Annotated in this window: 23 protein-coding genes and 1 pseudogene; 10 read left to right on the top strand and 14 right to left on the bottom strand. The window is 47.9% G+C overall.

Annotation, left to right across the window (positions count from 1 at the left end; genetic code table 11):
• Positions 1-102 precede the first annotated feature (102 nt).
• The 5 genes from U8U01_RS17470 (at position 103) to U8U01_RS11795 (ending at position 4,034) form a co-directional block, all read left to right on the top strand.
• The gene (locus U8U01_RS17470) at positions 103-402 is read left to right on the top strand and encodes a transposase (RefSeq protein WP_367575621.1); all 300 of its coding nucleotides are present in this window, start codon (positions 103-105) and stop codon (positions 400-402) included.
• A 29-nt stretch (positions 403-431) separates the two neighbouring features.
• Complete coding sequence (locus U8U01_RS11810; RefSeq protein WP_322174528.1) at positions 432-821, top strand: transposase; 390 nt, start codon at positions 432-434, stop codon at positions 819-821.
• Positions 822-977: 156 nt separating this feature from the next.
• Positions 978-1,763, top strand: coding sequence for an HAD family hydrolase (locus U8U01_RS11805; RefSeq protein WP_322174432.1), 786 nt, complete (start codon positions 978-980; stop codon positions 1,761-1,763).
• The gene (locus tag U8U01_RS11800) at positions 1,756-2,700 is read left to right on the top strand and encodes a TIR domain-containing protein (protein WP_322174430.1); all 945 of its coding nucleotides are present in this window, start codon (positions 1,756-1,758) and stop codon (positions 2,698-2,700) included. The genes U8U01_RS11805 and U8U01_RS11800 overlap by 8 nt, the downstream gene beginning before the upstream one ends.
• On the top strand, positions 2,697-4,034 hold the full coding sequence (locus U8U01_RS11795) for an aldehyde dehydrogenase family protein (RefSeq protein WP_322174428.1): 1,338 nt from the start codon (positions 2,697-2,699) through the stop codon (positions 4,032-4,034). The genes U8U01_RS11800 and U8U01_RS11795 overlap by 4 nt, the downstream gene beginning before the upstream one ends.
• Positions 4,035-4,420: 386 nt before the next feature.
• On the opposite strand, the gene U8U01_RS11790 is transcribed toward U8U01_RS11795, so the two are convergent.
• The 3 genes from U8U01_RS11790 to U8U01_RS11780 form a co-directional block, all read right to left on the bottom strand.
• The gene (locus U8U01_RS11790; RefSeq protein ID WP_322174426.1) at positions 4,421-5,638 is read right to left on the bottom strand and encodes a tyrosine-type recombinase/integrase; all 1,218 of its coding nucleotides are present in this window, start codon (positions 5,636-5,638) and stop codon (positions 4,421-4,423) included.
• Positions 5,639-6,268: 630 nt separating this feature from the next.
• Positions 6,269-6,445: a hypothetical protein gene (locus U8U01_RS11785; protein WP_322174424.1), complete on the bottom strand. Its 177-nt coding sequence runs from the start codon at positions 6,443-6,445 to the stop codon at positions 6,269-6,271.
• A 90-nt stretch (positions 6,446-6,535) separates the two neighbouring features.
• Positions 6,536-9,622, bottom strand: coding sequence for an S-layer homology domain-containing protein (locus U8U01_RS11780; RefSeq protein ID WP_322174422.1), 3,087 nt, complete (start codon positions 9,620-9,622; stop codon positions 6,536-6,538).
• Positions 9,623-9,843: 221 nt separating this feature from the next.
• Between U8U01_RS11780 and U8U01_RS11775 the strand changes: the two genes are divergently transcribed.
• Positions 9,844-10,008 (top strand): antitoxin VbhA family protein, encoded by a 165-nt coding sequence (locus tag U8U01_RS11775; protein ID WP_322174421.1) that lies wholly within the window; start codon positions 9,844-9,846, stop codon positions 10,006-10,008.
• An 11-nt stretch (positions 10,009-10,019) separates the two neighbouring features.
• A complete protein-coding gene (locus U8U01_RS11770) occupies positions 10,020-10,598 on the top strand; it encodes a Fic/DOC family protein (protein ID WP_322174420.1) in 579 nt (192 codons plus the stop codon).
• Positions 10,599-10,783: 185 nt separating this feature from the next.
• On the opposite strand, the gene U8U01_RS11765 is transcribed toward U8U01_RS11770, so the two are convergent.
• The 6 genes and pseudogenes from U8U01_RS11765 to U8U01_RS11745 all read right to left on the bottom strand — a co-directional run bounded on the left by U8U01_RS11765 (position 10,784) and on the right by U8U01_RS11745 (position 15,261).
• Entirely contained in the window at positions 10,784-11,044 is a 261-nt protein-coding gene (locus U8U01_RS11765) for a hypothetical protein (RefSeq protein WP_322174418.1), read from the bottom strand.
• An 83-nt stretch (positions 11,045-11,127) separates the two neighbouring features.
• On the bottom strand, positions 11,128-11,415 hold the full coding sequence (locus U8U01_RS11760) for a tyrosine-type recombinase/integrase (RefSeq protein ID WP_322174416.1): 288 nt from the start codon (positions 11,413-11,415) through the stop codon (positions 11,128-11,130).
• A 28-nt stretch (positions 11,416-11,443) separates the two neighbouring features.
• Positions 11,444-11,878 carry a tyrosine-type recombinase/integrase gene (locus U8U01_RS11755; protein WP_322174415.1) on the bottom strand — a complete coding sequence of 145 codons (435 nt, stop codon included), beginning with the start codon at positions 11,876-11,878 and terminating at the stop codon, positions 11,444-11,446.
• A 131-nt stretch (positions 11,879-12,009) separates the two neighbouring features.
• Positions 12,010-12,234 (bottom strand): annotated as a pseudogene (locus U8U01_RS17465) (tyrosine-type recombinase/integrase); the annotation flags it as partial.
• 744 nt (positions 12,235-12,978) lie between these two features.
• Positions 12,979-13,932 (bottom strand): MerR family transcriptional regulator, encoded by a 954-nt coding sequence (locus U8U01_RS11750; protein WP_322174413.1) that lies wholly within the window; start codon positions 13,930-13,932, stop codon positions 12,979-12,981.
• A gap of 81 nt (positions 13,933-14,013) precedes the next feature.
• Positions 14,014-15,261 (bottom strand): helix-turn-helix domain-containing protein, encoded by a 1,248-nt coding sequence (locus tag U8U01_RS11745; RefSeq protein ID WP_322174411.1) that lies wholly within the window; start codon positions 15,259-15,261, stop codon positions 14,014-14,016.
• Positions 15,262-15,445: 184 nt separating this feature from the next.
• Here U8U01_RS11745 and U8U01_RS11740 point away from each other — a divergent pair, with 184 nt between their 5' ends.
• The 3 genes from U8U01_RS11740 to U8U01_RS11730 all read left to right on the top strand — a co-directional run bounded on the left by U8U01_RS11740 (position 15,446) and on the right by U8U01_RS11730 (position 16,609).
• Positions 15,446-15,748 (top strand): nucleotidyltransferase family protein, encoded by a 303-nt coding sequence (locus U8U01_RS11740; protein WP_322174409.1) that lies wholly within the window; start codon positions 15,446-15,448, stop codon positions 15,746-15,748.
• Positions 15,738-16,088, top strand: coding sequence for a HepT-like ribonuclease domain-containing protein (locus U8U01_RS11735; protein ID WP_322174407.1), 351 nt, complete (start codon positions 15,738-15,740; stop codon positions 16,086-16,088). The genes U8U01_RS11740 and U8U01_RS11735 overlap by 11 nt, the downstream gene beginning before the upstream one ends.
• 299 nt (positions 16,089-16,387) lie before the next feature.
• Complete coding sequence (locus tag U8U01_RS11730) at positions 16,388-16,609, top strand: hypothetical protein (protein WP_322174405.1); 222 nt, start codon at positions 16,388-16,390, stop codon at positions 16,607-16,609.
• Positions 16,610-16,751: 142 nt separating this feature from the next.
• Here U8U01_RS11730 and U8U01_RS11725 read toward each other — a convergent pair whose 3' ends face one another.
• The 5 genes from U8U01_RS11725 to U8U01_RS11705 form a co-directional block, all read right to left on the bottom strand.
• The gene (locus U8U01_RS11725) at positions 16,752-17,030 is read right to left on the bottom strand and encodes a BRO-N domain-containing protein (protein WP_322174403.1); all 279 of its coding nucleotides are present in this window, start codon (positions 17,028-17,030) and stop codon (positions 16,752-16,754) included.
• 7 nt (positions 17,031-17,037) lie between these two features.
• Positions 17,038-17,715 carry a sigma-70 family RNA polymerase sigma factor gene (locus U8U01_RS11720; protein WP_322174401.1) on the bottom strand — a complete coding sequence of 226 codons (678 nt, stop codon included), beginning with the start codon at positions 17,713-17,715 and terminating at the stop codon, positions 17,038-17,040.
• The gene (locus tag U8U01_RS11715; protein WP_322174399.1) at positions 17,712-17,906 is read right to left on the bottom strand and encodes a hypothetical protein; all 195 of its coding nucleotides are present in this window, start codon (positions 17,904-17,906) and stop codon (positions 17,712-17,714) included. Before U8U01_RS11715 ends, U8U01_RS11720 begins: the two co-directional genes overlap by 4 nt.
• A 22-nt stretch (positions 17,907-17,928) precedes the next feature.
• Positions 17,929-18,189, bottom strand: a complete 261-nt coding sequence (locus U8U01_RS11710; RefSeq protein ID WP_322174397.1) for a hypothetical protein — start codon at positions 18,187-18,189, stop codon at positions 17,929-17,931.
• A gap of 59 nt (positions 18,190-18,248) precedes the next feature.
• Positions 18,249-18,986 (bottom strand): phage major capsid protein (locus U8U01_RS11705; protein WP_322174395.1); only part of this gene is annotated, 738 nt, incomplete at its 5' end.

The raw sequence follows: 18,986 nt of genomic DNA, 5'->3' as shown, positions 1-18,986 counted from the left end.
ATATTAGGGCCTGTTTAAAAAATAAGAGTTGCACAAACCGAGAAATGGTGCTACAATAGAAGCATGAAACGATATGAATTGACAAAGGAAAACTGAGAACAAATCAAGCCGCTACTACCACCAGAAACAACATGGAAACGAGGACGCCCCCTAAAAGATAATCGACCGATGCTGGATGGGATGCTACGGATCGCCCGAAGCAGTGCACAATGGCGGGAATGGCCGGAGGCTTACGGTCCCTGGCAATCGGTGTATGCCCGCTTTGCAAAGTGGTGTGACGATGACACGCTTGAGAAATTGTTTCGTGCGCTGTCTGCGGATTCGGATATGGAAAATTCGAGCATAGACTCCACTTGTATCAAGTTGCATGAAAGCGCCAACGGGGAGGGGGACATCAGATAAGGCAGTTGGACATACCAGGGGCGGTCTAAATACCAAAACTACACGCGATAGCGGAAGGACTTGGCAATCTGACGGCATTCTTTCTGTCTGCTGGAAATGACCACGATTTCATTCACACGGTTGAATTGCTGGATAAACTTGAAATCAGCGACAGCCATGTATTGGCAGATTGTGCCTATGGAGCGCAATCAATCCGAGATTACATTTTGGAACATGGATCCAACTATATAATCCCCCCTCAAAGCAATATTGCTGAGCCTTGGCCAGTAGGCTGGTATCTCTATAAGGAGCGCCATTTGATTGAGTGTTTCTTCCAGAAAATCAAATGGTTTCGTAGAATTGCCACTCGTTATGACAAGCCGGATGTCTCTTTTCTCGCCTGCGTACATTTTGCCGCTATTGCAATTTTCTTGATTTAGACTATGATACGGTGTCGATACATGATATTTGGCAAAGGTATGCTTTTCTTAGGTTCTAGTGCGATTGGGGGTACTGATCATAATCGCTTGCATCTATTAGAGTTTGCATCGGTTTAGGTATTAATGATTTCATATAAACAGTGAAGGGAATTAGTTATGCATTTGAAATTAATAGCTTTAGATTTAGATAAAACCTTGCTTCATAATGATAATAGTATTTCTGACTACTCGATAGATATTCTGACAGAATGCCAACAAAGAGGCATAATTATCGCTATAGCAACTGCAAGGTCAGAATATTCCGCAAAGAAGTATTTGGATAAAATTAATCCGGATGTGGTCATTACTTCTGGAGGAGCCATTGCTAAGCTAGGCAATAGAGTTATACATAAGGCTTTAATTCCACAAGAAGTGCTGAATTCAATTATTCAAAGCACAATAAATCATCCGCTAATTAATTGCATCCGTGTAATGGGCGAAATTCATGAATTATCAAATAAAACTGGTTTACCAAAAGGAAAAAAGGATTATGGGCACTATGACTATTCAGATTTTAAAGAGGCGCTGCATGAGGATGCCTTAAAAATTCAGTTTGAAACAAGTGATATCAATTTCTTGGAGTCTCTAATTAGAAAATATCCGGACTGCGAGCTAATATCTTACCGCAATGAGAATCTTCACAAGATAGCAAACACACTTGCGAATAAGCTTGATGCCATAAGAAGTGTATGCTATGCCTGTAATATTCAATTAGCAGAAATTGCCGCATTCGGAGATGATATGTCCGATTTCAAGCTTCTTGAGGCTGTAGGCATGGGGATAGCCGTTGAAAATGCAGTTGAAGTGGTGAAAAATGTTGCGGATTTTGTGTGCCCATCCAACGATGAGGACGGTGTGGCAATATATATTGAAAGGTATATTCGAGGTATCTATTATGCATGATTTTATTGTTTTTTCATCTAAAGAGCAATATGAACTTTCAAAGGAAATACAAGGGGAATTTTTAAAGCAAAAAACAGATTGCAAGTTGTGGGGAAATGACTTCTTTCAACCCTCCATATATACACTCGATAGTTTAAGTAACCTTTCTGATAACTACCACAATGCAATAGTTATTTTAGGAGAGGATGATTGCGTAAAGACAAGAGGTAAAAAAGAAATTGTTCCAAGAGACAACGTCATCTTTGAACTTGGAATCTGCATTGGACAGCTAGGATTAAATCACACCTTTTTTGCCCACTCCGACAAAGTGAAGATTCCTTCGGATCTTTTGGGGATTACACCTATAAAGTATCCTTCGGATTTCACAGATAATAATATGATTGCTAGTTATATTGTATCGCAGGTTGATAAGCGTACAAAATTACACTCAGCTGATCAACCAATACGTAAAGTAATTATGTGGGAGGAGTATTCCTCCTTAGTTAAAGACCTTTTAAACGTCTTAAAGAAATCCGTCAATTTTGGTGGCTACTATTTTGAAGTTATACTTAGTGTCAGCAGGGGGGGGAATATTTTATCAAATATGATTTCTCGCACCTATGGACAGAATATGCCCGTGTTTTGTCTTCAAGAAGATAGACGTGATGGAAATGGAGTGTACAATACATCGGAAGTAAATGATATTAACCAAGAGATTGTAAAATTGATTAAGGAACGGGGATATAAGTATATTCTTGTAGTGGATAGTGCTGTGAGAACCGGTCTAACTTTGCAACGAGCTCGAAATTATTTAAAGGATGAATTGGATGAAAAAGTGTCAATAAAAACAGCCGTTTTGTTATTAGACCAAAAACTCAAACATAGCACCCCTGTAGATTACTATGCCAAGAAAATAAATACAAAAGGGATAGCTTTTTTCTATAATCAATTCGATTGAAAAGAGATGAAAATATGATTCTCGACACCTTAGAAAAAATAAGCGATGTGCACCATGAATGTATACAGGCTGATATCTGGACAAGTAATACGTGGATATTGAGTGAAGCATTTAGTACCTTGATTGCGCAATTACAAGAGAAGAAAGAATTTCTTGCAACAATTCAAACACAAGAATCCGGAAAACCAATAAAGTATAGTGTGATCGAGATAGAGCGGTGTATAGCCCAATTGCGACAGGCAATCACTTTTTTGCAATGTGGTGTTTCAAAAAGGAGCAACATGCCTGAATCAAGGTGTATTTCCCTTGGCGTTGTTTTAGCAATAACAACATTTAGTTCTCCATATAGTTCTTTTTTCCACAAAGTTATTCCTGCAATAATCTGTGGTGATACATTTGTTTTTTCACCCTCACCAAAGGTATACTACTGTAGTGAAGTCATGTTTCTTATTACAGAGAATTGCTTGAAGAAGTATTTCCCAGATATTGAGAAAAGTTTGATTTGTATTAACACAAAATTAATAAATTCTAGCGAAGTGCTCGATAGATTACGGTTTGATTATGTTTTGTTTACTGGGAAATCAGAAACAGCTTATGAAATCAAAAAAAAGATAGGTCGTTGCCATGGCCTATTTGAGACCGGATCCTGCGCTATGGCATATGTGGATGAGACAATCAGAGATATAGAAACGCTTGCTGAAAAATTGGTTTCTGCAGCATTTTCACAGACTGGTATGCGATGCATAGGCTTAAAAAATTTGTTTATCCATGAGCACATCAGTAAAGAATTGATTGAAAACATTTTGGAATGTACAAAAAAAATACATTGTGGCGATCCTTTAAATTCTGAAGTAATGGTTGGCCCCATTTTTGATCAAGTTGCATTGACCTGTTTATATGATACAATCACTTGGTTGAAGAATTCTGGGTATTCTCTCCTTGCGGGAGGATTTATAAAAAGCAACTTATTAATGCCAACAATTTTGCTTGATGAATCCCAAACTGAGTATTCCATAAAAGAAATGTACGGCCCTATTCTTTGTATTCATGTTGTAGAAAACTATAAAGATATTAGCCAAGTATATTATAGACGAAGCAGTCTTAATACTGCTTTCTTCTCTGAAAGCCTTGATTCAATTAGCGATTTTATAAACTATTGTAATACGTGTGGCACCATCTGTATTAACTGTGGTCCGGATAAACGAGATGATGAATTACCATTTGGCGGGTTTTATGACGAGAACGATGGGAAAGAGGATTTAGAAACTTTGATTAAGGAACTTTCAATTGAGCAAAAAATTCTCTATGGCAAAAATGCGTTTTTAGATAGCTAATTAGATGAATAAAACAGTATAGTCCGAGAGGTCTAATGAACTTTATAACAATTTCTGCTTTTACTATACAAACAATTGTAGAGAATTTTAGTGAAAGATTAAACTAGTTGTATGCATTTTTTGGGGGGTTCAGATACATCCACTAATTTGGCAAAAATATCTTTTTTGACGTGCATTCACACAGATAAATCCCGGAATTCCTTGGAATTCCGGGATTTTCTCGTGTTTTGGAGTGGTGGTATGCGGTCTGGGATGCCGCTCCCAGGGGCGTGTATTTTGCTGTTTTTTCGTATCTGGTCGCATCCGTTTCTAAACTTTCCGTCTGGCACATCATCAATAAATCATCAAAAATCCGGGGTGCTCTCCCCTGCGCTGGTCCGTTCTTGCTAAAAATTGAACCCGTCTGTTATCCCTTGCAGGCGGGTGGTGTCCTTCCTGACGTAGTACATTTCGGTTATCTGCGAGGTGCTGTGGCCCAAGAGGTCGGCTACTTGGCGGGGCGATAAGGCGTGAATCGTACCGTCTGGCTGTTTCACTCCATTTATTAGCTGGGTCGCAAAATGGTGTCTGAGGCTATGGAGGCCCTTTTGCTCTATCTCTGCGGCCTTCAAAATCCGGTAGTACCTCTTGCGGAAGTTCACCGGCCTGGTGTAGTCGCCCTTCTCGTCGCTTACAAGGGGCGTATTTGGCCCGAAAAACCGCTCCTGGCGTAACTCCTCTATCGCGGCTATAGCTGCCCCATTCAGGGGCACACGGCGCTTGCTGGTGGCTGTTTTGGTTTTGCCCACCTTGACCTCTCTGCCGGGGACATAATCTATTCCCTCACGCCTGCACACCTCTTTCACGTTCTGGCGTACTTCAAGATATCTGCCCTCGAGGTTAATGTCGCTATTAAGGAGGCCAAGCAGTTCGCCTGTGCGGAGGCCGGTGTTCAACATGAGGATGTAGGCTGCTGGTTGCTGGTATTTGGGCTTGCCGTTTGAAAATCTGCTGAACGCCTCGGCCTTGAATTTCTCGATTTCTTCCGGTGTGAACACCGTGACCGTTTCTTGGGTTGGTAAGTCCTCTTTGTTCTGCGCTGCCATGAAATTTGACTTCTTTATCATGGGTACACTGTTCATGGGATTCTTGGCGAGGACTTCCTGCTGGGTCAGGTAGCGGAAATACTCGTTGAGAACAATGTAAACTTTCTTTACCGTGGTGTAGGCATAACCCTCGTTCATCCAGTAGTTAAGCACTTCCTTGAGGTCGGCGGCGCTGATGTCACCTACCACCTTGTCACCAAGCAGAGGAAAAATTTGGTGCTCTACCGTGCATTCGCAACGGTCATAGGTTGTGCGCTCCACGGAAGGAAACTTGAACATCTGGAGCCAGTGGGTCATGCTCCCTTTCAAAGTTTTGCAAGATTCATTGGACTCCTGCAAGGCGTTGTTGAAGTCCGCAACGTAGTTGGTCATCTTCTTTGTAACTTCGGCCTTGGTAGTGCCCGAGAAGGATTTGCGCTTACGCTCTCCTCGCTCATCCATGTACCAAACTGTACCACCCCAGCGGTCGTCGGTTCGCTTAAAGGCTTTTCCATTTGTGAGCAGTTTCTTTTGTGCCATTTGTCAGCCCTCCTTTCGTCAACAACACAACATACCACACCTTACCGTGAAAGTCCACTGACATTTTTCTTACTTTTTCTGACCTTTCGAAAAAGCCCTTTCCTTGTTTTGCGGCGCAAATTTTGAGCGCCGAACAAAGCCCCTTCAACTCCCCTTTAGAGGCAGGGGGAGAGCCGGGAGCTCCCGGCTCATGCGGACGGCGTATAGCCGAACGCTATGCTTGCCCTGCCCCATGGGCAGGTTATCTCGTGCATATTCTTGCCTAAAACTACCATTCATCCACCGACCCCTGATTTTCAGAAAGAGAAATCCCTCATTTTGCCCTAACGGTCGGCTCTGCTGTCCGATGTCACCTGCGCGGTAGACACCGCGCTTTAACCTGCTTGTCCTTTTGACGGACTACTAAGGCATTCCTATCTGGATATTCTTCCATAATCTTGCATATTTCTGCCTTTCTGGCTCGACGGTGTCTATCTTCAAAATTGCCAGCAGCGCCCAAAGCGGCACTGACTTCCCTCGATTTATGGAAAGAGCAAGGGGTCATCTCATAAAATGCCCCTTGCTCCTAACAAACCGCCAGAGGCAATTATTCATGTTCCTCTGACGTTATCATGCAGACTACAGTTCCCGTCAAAAATATTCTGTTCTCTGTCCCTCTCTATACTCCAGCTTATGGAGCCATGTCATGCTCTCTATCCACGCCTGGTACTGGGTATAATCCAAGGTAGACTTAGAGCCATTGACCGCCCAAGTTATATCCGTTTCTCCAGGGATAATGGGATTCATTGACTTAATCCGATAGTCCACTTTCTCGCTCAGCGTTAGTCTGCCGTCAGAAAGAGAGTATAGCTTGATTTCCCCTGTGTTGGTAGTGTCAGGATGTTTATACCCTGAGTTCTAACTGCGGGTACAGATATACTTTTTGCCTTGTCTGCTCACCACCCCAATCCTGCCGCCGGGAACGCTGGCCAGGCCCATAATCGTTTCATTATCCAGCAGTGTAACTGCTTTGCCATCTCGGGCTGTGTACACGGGACAGCTGATGGCGGTGTTGTTGGTACGCAAAACAATCAGTTCGCTTGTACCATCACCATCCACATCGTGCATGAAGTAGTCTTTGCTGCTCAGATTCTTGGTGATATCCTGATAGGCCATATCCTCCGAATCGGGAGTATCCACCTCGGCAGCCTCCACATAGTGCCTGTACAGGAAGGTTACGATCTCTCCGCGGTTGCAGGTTTTAAGCGGAGAAAACCGATTGCCGCCAGTCCCGCTGGTAATTCCGGCGGCTACTGCCCAATCCACCGCCTTCTTGTAAAAGCTGTTTGGGGAAACGTCTGAAAAGCTGCTGCTGGGACCGCTGGGGGAACCGTTGGCCCTCCACATGAAGGTAGCCGCCTCTCCGCGGGTGCAGGATTTCAAGGGCGAGAAATGGGTCTGATCTGTGCCGGAGGTGATGTGGTTTTCCACCGCCCACAGCACCGGCTTGAAGTAGTAGTCCTTGGTCTTAACGTCCACGAATGGGTTTTGGGTGGAGGAAGGCTCCGGCTTTCCAGCAGCGTTCCAAAGGAAGGTGACAATCTGTCCTCGAGTGCAGGCGGCGCTGGGGCTGAAGGTCATTTTGCTGGTGCCGCTGGTAATTCCATTCTCAACAGCCCACAAAACCGGCTTGCAGTAATACTCTTGTTCTTTCACGTCTAGGAAACCGCCGGTTTTAATGGGGTCCTGGCCGTCCTTCAGCTCGGTATTATAGTGCAGGGACCAGTAGCCCTGGCCGTCGATGACTTTCCACTCCACGATGGCGTAACGCGTGTGTCCCGTAGTTTCATACATACTCTTGAGGCTGTAGGTGACTCGATACTTCCCATCATAAGGCTGGATATTCGTGACAGACGCGCTAAATCCGCCGCCAACGCCGCCCAGCTTATTGTAATAATACCCATCTAGGTAATAAATCGTTGGATTCTCTTTCAGCACAGAGGATTTTAGCGCGGCAATATGGGAGTTGGAGCAGTTGAATATATGGCTCAAGATCCATTCCATCTTTTGGGCGTTGGTTTTCCGATACCCATTCCACTTGCCCTTAGGGTCCTTTCCGTTCCATACTTCCTGGCGGGCCTCTCCGGGATAGAGTGTGTCATTGTAGCAGTAGCCGGAGCCATCGGACAGCATGGCCTCAAAAATATTCTTGGCTCCATACTGGGCAGGGCTGCTGGTTGTGGCGCGTTGGGCATCGTAGGCGGAGCCGCCGGCCCACCAGCCAAACTGAGCCAAGAAGTTTTCCAGCGCTTTGATGTCCGGCGTACTGCTTGAGGTTGGCGCGGTGGTGGGTTTGGCGGTGGGTGTGGAGGTCGGAACAGGTGTGGGGCTTTGGGTCGGTGCCGGACTGGGCGACGATGTAGGCTCGGGGCTGGATTCCCCTCCGGCGCTGACATAGAAAACATAGGTGTTTGTGGAGTAGGTGTAAGAGCTATAGGGGGTGATTTTCACATAATAAGTCCCGGCAGCCAGATTGCTGGGGCCGAATAAATTGCGGGTGTCCGTACCCTTGGAGTCGTACTGGCTTATCTGCTTGAGCGCATTATTATACAGATAAACCCGCCAAACCGTACCGGAGTTATCCAAATAATCATGCTTAAACGTAATGCTGACCGGCCCCTGTTCATCCAGTTCAAACCGGTAAAAATCTTCGTCCAAGTCGCTCATGATACTGCCGCCGACAGACTGATTCACTGGAATGACGTCCGCGTCAGCAAATTGGTCGTTGAACTCCGTTTCCCACGGACCCGCCTCCGGGCCTGATTGCGTGTAGTTCACGGTCAAGCGGTAAGGGACAGTGCCATATGTATAGACGCTATGGGGACTGACCCGCACATAATAGGTCCCGGCAGGCAGCCCGATTATTCCATATTGGTTCTCAAAGGTGTTGCCGGTGCTGTGATATTCGACGATTTGCTTGTACTCGCTGTTGCATACGTCGATATCCCACAATGTGCTGGAATCGTCCACATAGTCATGGGCAAAGGACAGATCGACAGCCCCATCCACAGGCAGTTCAAACCGATAGAAGTCTTTATCTGTATCGCCCATAATGGTGCCGCTGACGGTTCGGTTCGGCTCTATTATGTCAGCTAAGTCGAAAGTATCGTTGAACTCTGTTTCCCATTCCGCGGAGGGTGTGTAATTCACCTTGAATTGATAGGGCTTAGTAGAATATGTGTAGGAACTATATGGCATAATCCCTGCATAATAAGTCCCTGCGGGCAATCCAATAAAATCGTATTCGTTTTTGACATCTTCTCCAGCAGCTCTGTAGATGTTTATAGTTTTGTATTCGTCATTGTAAAGATAGAGATACCAGAGCGAAGAGGAATCGTCGATATACTCATGGTTAAATGAGAGTTTGATATACCCCGGCTGGGAGAGGCTGAACTGAAACAAATCCGTATCGCTGTTATGAATCATGCTGCCATGGACGGTTTCATTTACATCAATCAGGTCAGCTCTGGAAAATTCTCCGTTGTCTTCAGTTTCCCAATCATCCGCTGAAGTATAATTTACTGTCAAATTATAGGGAGCAGTTGAGTAGGTGTAGCTGCTATACGGCGCAACCTCTATGTAGTATGTCCCTGCTGGAAGGCCTACAGGGTCGTATGTGTTGCTGATGTCTTTGCCTTTTGCGGTGTTTTGGTTGATAGCGCCACAATTCCCGTCACAAAGGGTCAGTTTCCAAAGGGTCGAGGAATCGTCTACATAATCATGCTTAAAAGAGAGGCTGATATAGCCATCACTTTCAAGCTGAAATTTATAAAAGTCCAGGTCATCGCCGTGCAATGTTGCACCTGTCAGGACTTCATTGGTGCTGATTTGCTGCGCGGCAGCGAATGAATTATTTTCCTCTGTTTCGCTTGCCGCAGATGAATAGACCGGCAATACGCCCGCGATAAGGCATACTGCCAGTAAGAGTGCAAAGACTTTTTTCATGTTGTTACCCTCCTGAGTTTGAAATAAGAAAGGGCGCAGACTCATCAACTCATTTCGCATATATTACCATATTTTGTGTCATTTTGCAATAGTATTTCAGAGAAACCTGCATATTCCCCATCACTTTTCTAAATAGTCGACAGAGGCCCCTCCCCCATATAAATAATCTTGACTTGATTACAAGTCAGCTTTGTGGTAAACTACAAGCTGGAGGGATTTCTATGTCTATTGAGAAAGCTATCGAAATTGCAGCGGCCTCGGTTGAAATGGAGGGGTTCCATATCGACGAGGAGATCCGGGATTGGTGTCAACAGCTTTTGAGGGGAGAAATCAGTATGGGACAGTATATCAAACTAGCAAAAAAGAAAGTCGGTGTACCAGCCTAATCGCTTACGATTTGGATGCGCTGACCGCTGACTGCTATGATGGCACAGCCTGCCTTATTAATAAGTTTGATATCCACGACAACGCGAAACTTGCCGGGATTGAATCCGCCATTACGTTTACGAAAACCGCTGAGTTGGATCATTCCCCCATTGAAGGCTCTTTTGATTTTGAACATTATAAATCTGTCCACAGATATCTTTTTGAAGATATTTATGATTGGGCCGGTACAATCCGCACGGTTGATGTCTCTAAAAAGGGCACAGTCTTTGTCTTGGCAAAAGATATCGAAAAGATTGCAAATACCGGTTTCATACGCCTTAAAGCTGAGCACTTTTTCAAGAACTATACTTTTAATGCGTTCTGTGACGCAATCGTCGATTTTTATTGCGTTACTAATATGCCGCATCCTTTCCGTGAAGGAAACGGAAGAACTCAGCGTGTTTTCATTTCTCAGTTAATTCGCTATGCCGAATATGATATTGATTTCTCCGGGATTGATTCGGACGAACTAATGATTGCAACCATCCAGGTGGCCAACGGAGTTCGTGACAATCTTTTGAATCTTTTCCGACAGAACCTGTCCGAATGAGAAATCTTTCTGCTTTTCTTTGTTTTGCGGCGAAAATTTGAGGGCTACTGCTGACTTGAAAAAGCGCTTTTTCTATGTTACGATTACCATCATCATTGTACTTTTTCTTCTCAAACAAGGACTATCTGTAGGTCGGAAAGCTTTGGCTTTTGAGCCTGAGAATTTTGAATATCATCAATAAATCATCAAAACTTATCGGACGCGAGTTTTGAAAACACAAATGGCGAAACGGTGCGGAAAACTGGCTGGTATATGTCCGCTGATGCCTTTTCCACATCCACTCCAAAACCGCGTGCCGAGGGTTCGAATCCTTCTGCCCCTGCCACAGACTTGGCCCGGAATTCCTTGGAATTCCGGGCTTTTTCGTGTTTTGGGGCGGCGGCTTGCGGTTTACTGTGCCGTTCTCTATGGCGTATATTTTGCTCTTTTTTCGCATCCGGTGCCATCCGTTTCTAACCTTTCCGTTTGGCACAGCATCAATAAATCATCAAAAATCCGGGGCGCTCTCCCTTGTGCCAGCTTGCTCCTGCTAAAAATTAAATCCGTCTGTGATTCCTTGCAGGCGGGTTGTGTCTTTTTTGACGTAGTACATCTCGGTGATTTGCGAGGTGCTGTGGCCCAGGAGGTCGGCCACCTGCCGGGGCGAGAGTGCTTTGATGGTGCCGTCGGGCTGTTTCACGCCGTTTATCAGTTGGGTCGCAAAATGATGTCTTAAACTGTGCAATCCTTTCTGATCTATGCCCGCTGCTTTCAAAATCCGGTAGTACCTCTTGCGGAAGTTCACCGGCCTGGTGTAGCCGCCCTTCTCGTCGCTCACGAGGGGCGCTGGTCGCCAGTGGCGACCGTCAAGCGCCGACCGAGCCGGCAGGCGAGACCCGCGTGGGGCCGAAGTCGCGTTCTTGGCGCAACTCCCTTACCGCCTGCTCTGCGGCCTGATTCAGGGGCACACGGCGTTTACTGGTGGCTGTTTTCGTTTTGCCGACCTTGACCTCACGGCCTGGCTCGAAATTTACACCATCTCGCTTACAAACTTCCTTTACTCCCTGGCGTACCTCCAGAAATTTATGCTCCAGATCAATGTCGCTGTTGAGCAAGCCCAGCAGTTCCCCGGTGCGGAGTCCGGTATTCAGCATGAGGATGTAGGCCGCTGGCTGTTGGTACTTCGGTTTGCCGTTAGAGTAAGTGTTGAACGCCTCGGCCTTGAATTTCTCGATTTCTTCTGGCGTGAACACCGTGACCGTTTCCTGCGTGGACAGGTCTTCCCTGTTCTGCACTGCCATGAAATTGCTCTTTTTATCATGGGGTTCTTTGCGAAGGTTTCTTGCTGGGTCAGGTAGCGGAAATACTCGTTGAGGACAATGTACACTTTCTTCACCGTGGTATAAACGTAACCCTCCCCCATCCAATGGTTGAGCACTCCCTTGAGGTCAGCGGCGGTTATGTCACCCACCACCTTGTCACCCAGCAGAGGAAAAATTTGATGCTCTACCGTACATTCGCAGCGGTCGTAGGTAGTACGCTCCACTGAGGGGAACTTGAATACCTGGAGCCAGTGGGTCATGCTCTCCTTGAGTGTTCTGCGGGACTCGTCCGACTCCTGCAAGGCATCATTGAAAGCAGCAACGTAGTCTGTCATTTTCTTGGTGACTTCAGCCTTGGTAGTGCCTGAGAATGATTTACGCTTACGCTCTCCTTTCTCGTCCATGTACCAGACTGTGCCGCCCCAGCGGTCATCGGTTCTCTTAAAGGCCTTTCCATTCGTAAGTAGTTTCTTTTGTGCCATGCTTGTCAGCCTCCTTTCGTCAACAACACAACATACCACACCTTGTTTCGAAAGTCCACTGACTTTTTTCTTACTTTTTGCTCTGGCATTTCCGGATTTCTAAAGGCCGTATTCTTTGTTTTGCAATGCAAATTTTGAGCCAGGTATCTTGCCCTTACAAAAGTGGGTTCGGGCTACTGCCCGGTAATCGTGCCGTCCGACAACGTCGGACGAACGCTCTGCTTGCCCTTCCACAATAGTGGAAGTTTTTGCATGACATCCACCGACCCCTGATTTCAGAACCTGCTTATTCCTGATTTTGCCCTAAAGGTCGGCTCTGCCGTCCGATGTCAACTGCGCGGTAGGTCTCGCCTGCCGGCTCGGTCGGTGCTTGACGGTCCCCACCGGGGACCAGCACCCCCGCGCTTTAGCCTGCTTGTCTTTTTGACCGTTCTTACATCTATGGATTATTGAATTTTCTTGCAATTCATTGCATATCCACACCGTTTCCATCCAGTGCCAACCACGCTAAACATCCAGCAATCCTTCCCTCAAATCAGCAGAGGGCATTTCCCTCATTCGGAAAACGCCCTTTTCTGCTAACGACCAAATCTTGCTTTATTTCTTCTCCCGAATCTTGATAGGTACATACAAATCCATCTGGTCATACCCCAGCGCCTTCTTGATCTCCTCCGTAGGATTGAGCATATGTCCCATGGCCCTGTGTCCCGGGCGCTCGTCCAACTCAAAGCCGCTGTCCTCTATCCACTTGAGAATCCCCGCATGAACCCGGTTGCCGATGTCGTCGTCCCCATCCACCGACATAGCTGCCGCGTACAGCCCGCCTTCGAACTCAATGAGCTCATACGGTGCCACATCCTCCGCCGTAACGCCGTCCTCCACAGCCCAGACCCAGGTAGCCTTGTCCTCCTCGAACCAGAGGAAGTCCGGCGATCCGTACATCATCTTCTTCACCAGATGGTTGTGCGCCTCCTGCCACTCCTGGAAAGGCCCCATCACATTCTCGATAGAATCCGCGCCGGAGGAAAATGCCTTGAAAGGGTTGATTTGAACAATACGCACCTCCGGAGCCTTTTTGAGCTTTTCAGAGATGTCAAACAGACGATTCGCCTTGGATGCGTTGCCCTCGTAAGGGATATTCTCAATGCAGGTTTCCACAGTCGCGGCCCGCTCATAGAGCAGTTTCACATCGGTGTCACTGCTGAAATCCATCTTCCTGATTTGCTCGATGAACTCCAGGATAATATCCCGCAGATCCCGGAGCAGGGCCACCTCGTCGTTGATGTCCTCCACCTTTCTTCCCAGCACGTCCAGAACCACATCCGACCCGGCAGACTGGAAAATGAGCTGGATATCCTTGATACTGATATTGAGCTTGCGGAGGATAAGAATTTGCTCCAGTCGTTTCAGCGCCCGCTGATCGTACAGCCGGTAGGCGTAATCCGCCACCCGAGCGCTCTCGATCAGCCCCATGTCTTCATAATACCGGAGTGTCCGTGCGGGGATATTGTAGCGCTCTGTAACCTCTCGGATTTTGATCAAATCTGTCATAATAAAACACCCTTTCTGTGGTTTTGAGTGTATTATATACGCTTCCCCAACGGCAGAGTCAAGCCTTTTTCAAAAACATTTTTACTGGATGACAGATGAAATCTCTTTGAGAGCATCCATTTCCAACTCCTTGCTTCTTTGTAGGATAGCAATCAGTGTTTTTCTCTTTTCATTGGCCTCTCCGACAGTCTCGGGGGCCTTTAAGCCACCCAGGAATTTTTCACACATACCGACGATCTCCTCATACTTGGAGATTGCGGTTGTGATAGGCTGGTCATCGAAACCGTCTATCAGCCGCGCACACAGCTCCAGAAATTGCTTGATACGGAGTTTCCCCTCATAATGGATGAAAATATGCGGGGATAGGCACGCAATATCCACCATACCATGGCTGCTCTCTTTTTGAAGCTCCCAGCACCAATTATCGTATATGACTGCTCCGTAGCCAACCATCGGATCGTCAGAAATACCGCGCTCATTTTGCAGGAGCGCAAGCCCTTTTTTCAGAGCCTCCCTGCACTTTTCCTGGATAGAAACAGGCTTTGAGCCTGGTTTTATCAGCAGCATATCCGGCTTTTTGGCGAACCATTCCGGGTGATTTTTTAGCTGCTGGAAGGACATGACGGAATTTTTCTCGTCATCCCCATCTAGGAATGGAATTCCTTTCAGCACCCTCCCCTGATGGGAGAATCCGGTCGCAAGTATCATATCCGAGTATTCCCTGGGAAGGACGATTACAGGATACCCGCTTAGGATATTTTCCACTGCAAGACGGATGAAATCCTCTTCTTTGCAGTCTGTCCCCTGGCAGAGCTTACCCGTCAAGCCATATACGGAAAGGCCGGTTTCCAGTGCGTCATCCGCGCCCCATGAATACCCAAAGCAGATGGAAGTGAACGCGGATTGAAGGACATATTCCGTGTCGTCATTTATCTGCCGCCCCATGGAATCCCTATGCTCCTCAAGACCCATAAACAGCTTGACCGCCTGGAGTACAGCAGGATAGGCCATACTCCGGGGCCATGTTCTGCCGGAAAAGTCCGCGATGGGGGCGTAGGGCAGCAGGATATGCTCAAAGTTCGCGTTTGCCGTGGGACGGGCGGCATCCGGGAAAAGAATGGTGTCGATGGTACTGTCGAGGATCTCCGCCAATTCTACTAGCAGGGACAACTCCGGCATGGCGCGGCCGTTCTCCCATTTGCTGACCGCCTGGGGGCTGATATTCAGCCGACTGGCGAGTTCATCCTGGGTCAGATTCATACTTTTTCTCAAATCCGAAATTTTCTGACCGGCTTTCACGTTGTCGAACATTACTATTCTCCTTATCATTTTGCTGGGATAGGGCAGGTTGGCCCTTTCAAAAATATTATAGGGGAATCGCAACATTTTAACAATACATAGATGGTTGAAGGCAGGATAGAAATATCAACCTGAGGTTTACCCGAGAACTGTTTGATACTTGAACCCAGCAAAGAATTGTGCTATACTAAAGTTGTAGCGGGAGGTGTTTCTCATGACATCCAAAATTTATTCCATCGACGAAATAAAAGCCATGGTCGCTCCTATCGCCGAGCAGTATGGTGTGGCACGGATATTCCTGTTCGGCTCATATGCCCGGGGAGAAGCGAAACCAGATAGCGATCTGGATTTCCGGGTGGATAAGGGATCTCTCCGAGGGCTGATTCAGCTCGGCGGCCTGTACAGTGATCTTGAGGAAACCTTTGATAAAAAGCTGGACTTGCTTACCACCAACAGCTTGGAGCAGAAATTTTTGGATCGCATATCAAGCGAGGAGATTTTAGTTTATGGACGTTAGCCTGCGTGACCAGGAGATTATTGAGAAAATCAGCCGATACTGCAATGAAATCGACGAGGCTCATGCTGCTTTTCATAAATCATACGATGCATTTGTGAGCAATTCAGTTTACCGCAACGCTGTGTGCCTGTGCCTGATGCAAATCGGAGAGTTGGCGAACCATCTTTCTGATGCGTTCAAAGAAACCTACCGGGAAATCCCCTGGCGGGCTATTCGTGGTATGCGCAATGTTGTGGCTCATGAATATGGCAAAATCGACACAGATACGGTTTGGGAAACTGCGCAGGATGGGGTCAATGAACTGACACAGTTTTGTGAACAGATATTAAGGAAGACTTAGATGAAAGGTGGAATCTTTCTCTTTGTTTAGCGGCTCAGGTTTTGACATGAGGGACGTTCTTTGGGGGCTGAGATTTTTGAATATCATCAATAAATTATCAAAATTTTTGGAGGCGTGTGTTGCGGAAACACAAACGGCTTAACGGCGCGGAAAATTGGCCGTTATATGTCCGTCAATGCTTTTTCCACATCCACTCCAAAACCGCGTGCCGAGGGTTCGAATCCTTCTGCCCCTGCCAAAGACTTGGCCCGGAATTCCTTGGAATTCCGGGCTTTTCTTGTGTTTTGGGGTTGCGGGATGTGGTCTACAATGTTGCTACCTATGGCGTGTATTTTGCTCTTTTTTCGCATCCAGCGCCATCCGTTTCTAACCTTTCCGTCTGGCACATCATCAATAAATCATCAAAAATTCGGGGCGCTCTCTCCTGTGCTGCCTTGCTCTCGCCAAAAATTGAATCCGTCTGTGATTCCTTGCAGGCGGGTGGTGTCTTTTTTGACGTAATACATCTCAGTGATTTGTGAGGTACTGTGGCCCAGGAGGTCGGCCACCTGTCGAGGTGAGAGGGCCATAAGGGTTCCGTCTGGCTGCCGGGTGCCGTTGACCAGTGAGCTGCCGAATGTGTGCCCTTATGGCATAATAAGGACTTATACCTATTCAGCGTATTCAGTGGAAAGCCATAGAGGCCAGTACCGCAAAACCTTGAAAATACGTGGGATTTGCAGAATCAGACGGAAAGCAAAAGAAGGGAAAATACCCCGCTAAAGGGAAAAAACAAGGGAAAATCTGTCCTATCCACCGCTTGAACTTTCTCGCCCCTTGCAGCTTGCTCCCCAACACCAGAGAGTATATGCCGCTTTCGTTGATAAGCCATCCTCCACGCTGGCCCAAACTCAGTAACGATTCGTTATTGAGTTTGTCTTCACTGTCTACATGGTCTATCAAAGCTTTGCTAGGGTTTTGATACCCCAAAGCTGCCGCCACATCCTTGCCATCTCTCCAATCCCCTAACATCTTCATCCCCTGCCAGCGCTCTGACCGCCCGCCGTTCCTCCTTGAGCACCACCCCCTGGGCAATCCCCAGCGCCCGCGCCGTCTGAGGCCGGGTGTACTGCCGGTAAAACCTGCACCGAACCACCTCGAGCTGTACCGGCGAAAGCACCCGGCAGACCGCCAGGGCCAGTACCCGCGCTGTATATCTTTCGTCCACCTCTCCAAGTTCGCTTTCGGCCCCAGGGTCAGGTATTAGGTCCCCAGTTTCCATATCCGCGTCATCACTGTAGAGAGGTGCGTTAAGGCTGTCAGACACATTCAGCGGATCGTTCCTTTTCATCCCGAGAACGGCCCTAAAACGGTTCTCAGAGGCCCTTGTAAGGTAGGTGGTGAATCGCCACCCCCCTGCGGGCTTATAGGCTCTCACAGCACCCAGAAAGGCCAGAAAGCACTCTTGCTCCAGGTCTTCCATCGTGGCCCCGCGCCGGGCAAAGAAATCAGCGCCATACCGCCGGTAAAAGCGGTGGGCCATCTTATAAAGCAGAAGTTTCACCCGCTCCCATAGTTCCAGCACAGCTTGAGCATTACCCTCTTTTGCCTTTACCGCTAGCCGCTCATTGTTCCGGGGGCCGCTCATCTACATTCCAGCTCCTTTACCAGGGTCTCCAGCTCATCGATCTTCGCCTGCTGTTCGTCCGTGCGAATGGCCCCCAAACTCACATTGCAGGCGTAAAGTATAGCGTTCGCCGCTTTGGGCTCCAGCTCGCCGTTAAGCACCATATTCGCCACCCGGTTCACCGCCCGCCGCACCTCCTTGGAGTTCGTCATATTCAGGCGCTTTGCCACGGTATCACCCCATAACGTCCAGGATGATTACCGGGAAATCCCCGCCGCCGGGGTATCTCTTGGCAAGGTCATCTGTATGTTCCCTGGCTCCGCTCTTACTGGTATATACGGCGGTTTCCCTTTTGCAGTCCACCGGGGACTTACCGCAAAGATGGGCGGTCACAGTCCACCCGGCGGGCCCCGGCTCCATGATGACCGGTCCCGGCACAAGCGGGGAGCGGCTCAGTCTTCGCGCCTGGTATAGCAGCAGATTCAATCTGTCCATAGTCTCAACTCCTTATAAAACAGGGCCCACGAGCTGCCGCCCATGCGCCCCGATATATTTTATTTGCTTGTAGTGCCGGTGGGCTGGGCCTGATAATATATGGCCTTTGCCTTGTTGTCCAGCACAAACGCCCCATAGCATATGCGCCCCTCCACCAGGGCCCCGGAAATCCCGGGCGGGTTATCGTGGATATTGTATGTCTCCAGCTTGGTGGGGGCCACTGTAGCCAAAGGGTGGGCCAGCATAAAGCCGAAATTTCCGGGCAAGCGGGCGGCGGGTACTTTCAGCACCGTTGCTCCGTCCAGCATGGCGATCACACCCCGGAGGCGCATATCGTTACCGATATCTGTCTCCATTGTGATGTCCTTGCTCTTTTTCATCAGGGCATAGGTCTCTGGGGTGACTACCAGTACTCGGTCGGTTTCAGGGACTTCCGCGTCATCCAGAGTCTGAGAGGCGGCGATGATCTGTGGGTATATGTTTTCTGCCGTCAGCGCCAGCGGGTCGGGCAGGTTCCCGGCGTTTTCGCACATCTGGGCATATGTGTAAGTGTCCACCTCAGGGATGACCCGCTCCCTCAGCTGCCGGGCCAGGGCAGTGGCGGCGGCAAGCTGCTGGGCGGTCTCGTCCTGGTCAAGCGCGTCAATGGCAAAGGTAAAGGAGCGGTCGCGGGTCAGGGTCATTTCCTCTGTGGTCGCGTCCAGGGAGGCCACAGGGCCATATCTCGACCAGCTGTCCGTCGCGGGGCCGGAGCGCCCGTAGTCGTTCATGGTGCTGGTAGAGATTTTGTATATCCG

Source organism: Acutalibacter caecimuris (genome assembly GCF_034335085.1).
In the GTDB taxonomy this organism is placed as follows: domain Bacteria; phylum Bacillota; class Clostridia; order Oscillospirales; family Acutalibacteraceae; genus Acutalibacter; species Acutalibacter caecimuris.
Note: the sequence above shows the minus strand (reverse complement) of the source record. Positions and strands in the feature narration are given on the sequence as shown.

What these genes read in the sequence shown, in the direction of transcription:
- U8U01_RS11740 (WP_322174409.1), top strand. Translation starts at nt 15,446, where the DNA reads ATGACATCCAAAATTTATTCCATCGACGAAATAAAAGCCATGGTCGCT.
- U8U01_RS11805 (WP_322174432.1), top strand. Translation starts at nt 978, where the DNA reads ATGCATTTGAAATTAATAGCTTTAGATTTAGATAAAACCTTGCTTCAT.
- U8U01_RS11800 (WP_322174430.1), top strand. Translation starts at nt 1,756, where the DNA reads ATGCATGATTTTATTGTTTTTTCATCTAAAGAGCAATATGAACTTTCA.
- U8U01_RS11735 (WP_322174407.1), top strand. Translation starts at nt 15,738, where the DNA reads ATGGACGTTAGCCTGCGTGACCAGGAGATTATTGAGAAAATCAGCCGA.
- U8U01_RS11755 (WP_322174415.1), bottom strand. Translation starts at nt 11,878, where the DNA reads ATGGCAGTGCAGAACAGGGAAGACCTGTCCACGCAGGAAACGGTCACG.
- U8U01_RS11745 (WP_322174411.1), bottom strand. Translation starts at nt 15,261, where the DNA reads ATGATAAGGAGAATAGTAATGTTCGACAACGTGAAAGCCGGTCAGAAA.
- U8U01_RS11750 (WP_322174413.1), bottom strand. Translation starts at nt 13,932, where the DNA reads ATGACAGATTTGATCAAAATCCGAGAGGTTACAGAGCGCTACAATATC.
- U8U01_RS11775 (WP_322174421.1), top strand. Translation starts at nt 9,844, where the DNA reads ATGTCTATTGAGAAAGCTATCGAAATTGCAGCGGCCTCGGTTGAAATG.
- U8U01_RS11765 (WP_322174418.1), bottom strand. Translation starts at nt 11,044, where the DNA reads ATGGCACCGGATGCGAAAAAAGAGCAAAATATACGCCATAGAGAACGG.
- U8U01_RS11780 (WP_322174422.1), bottom strand. Translation starts at nt 9,622, where the DNA reads ATGAAAAAAGTCTTTGCACTCTTACTGGCAGTATGCCTTATCGCGGGC.
- U8U01_RS11710 (WP_322174397.1), bottom strand. Translation starts at nt 18,189, where the DNA reads ATGGACAGATTGAATCTGCTGCTATACCAGGCGCGAAGACTGAGCCGC.
- U8U01_RS11715 (WP_322174399.1), bottom strand. Translation starts at nt 17,906, where the DNA reads ATGACGAACTCCAAGGAGGTGCGGCGGGCGGTGAACCGGGTGGCGAAT.
- U8U01_RS11720 (WP_322174401.1), bottom strand. Translation starts at nt 17,715, where the DNA reads ATGAGCGGCCCCCGGAACAATGAGCGGCTAGCGGTAAAGGCAAAAGAG.
- U8U01_RS11790 (WP_322174426.1), bottom strand. Translation starts at nt 5,638, where the DNA reads ATGGCACAAAAGAAACTGCTCACAAATGGAAAAGCCTTTAAGCGAACC.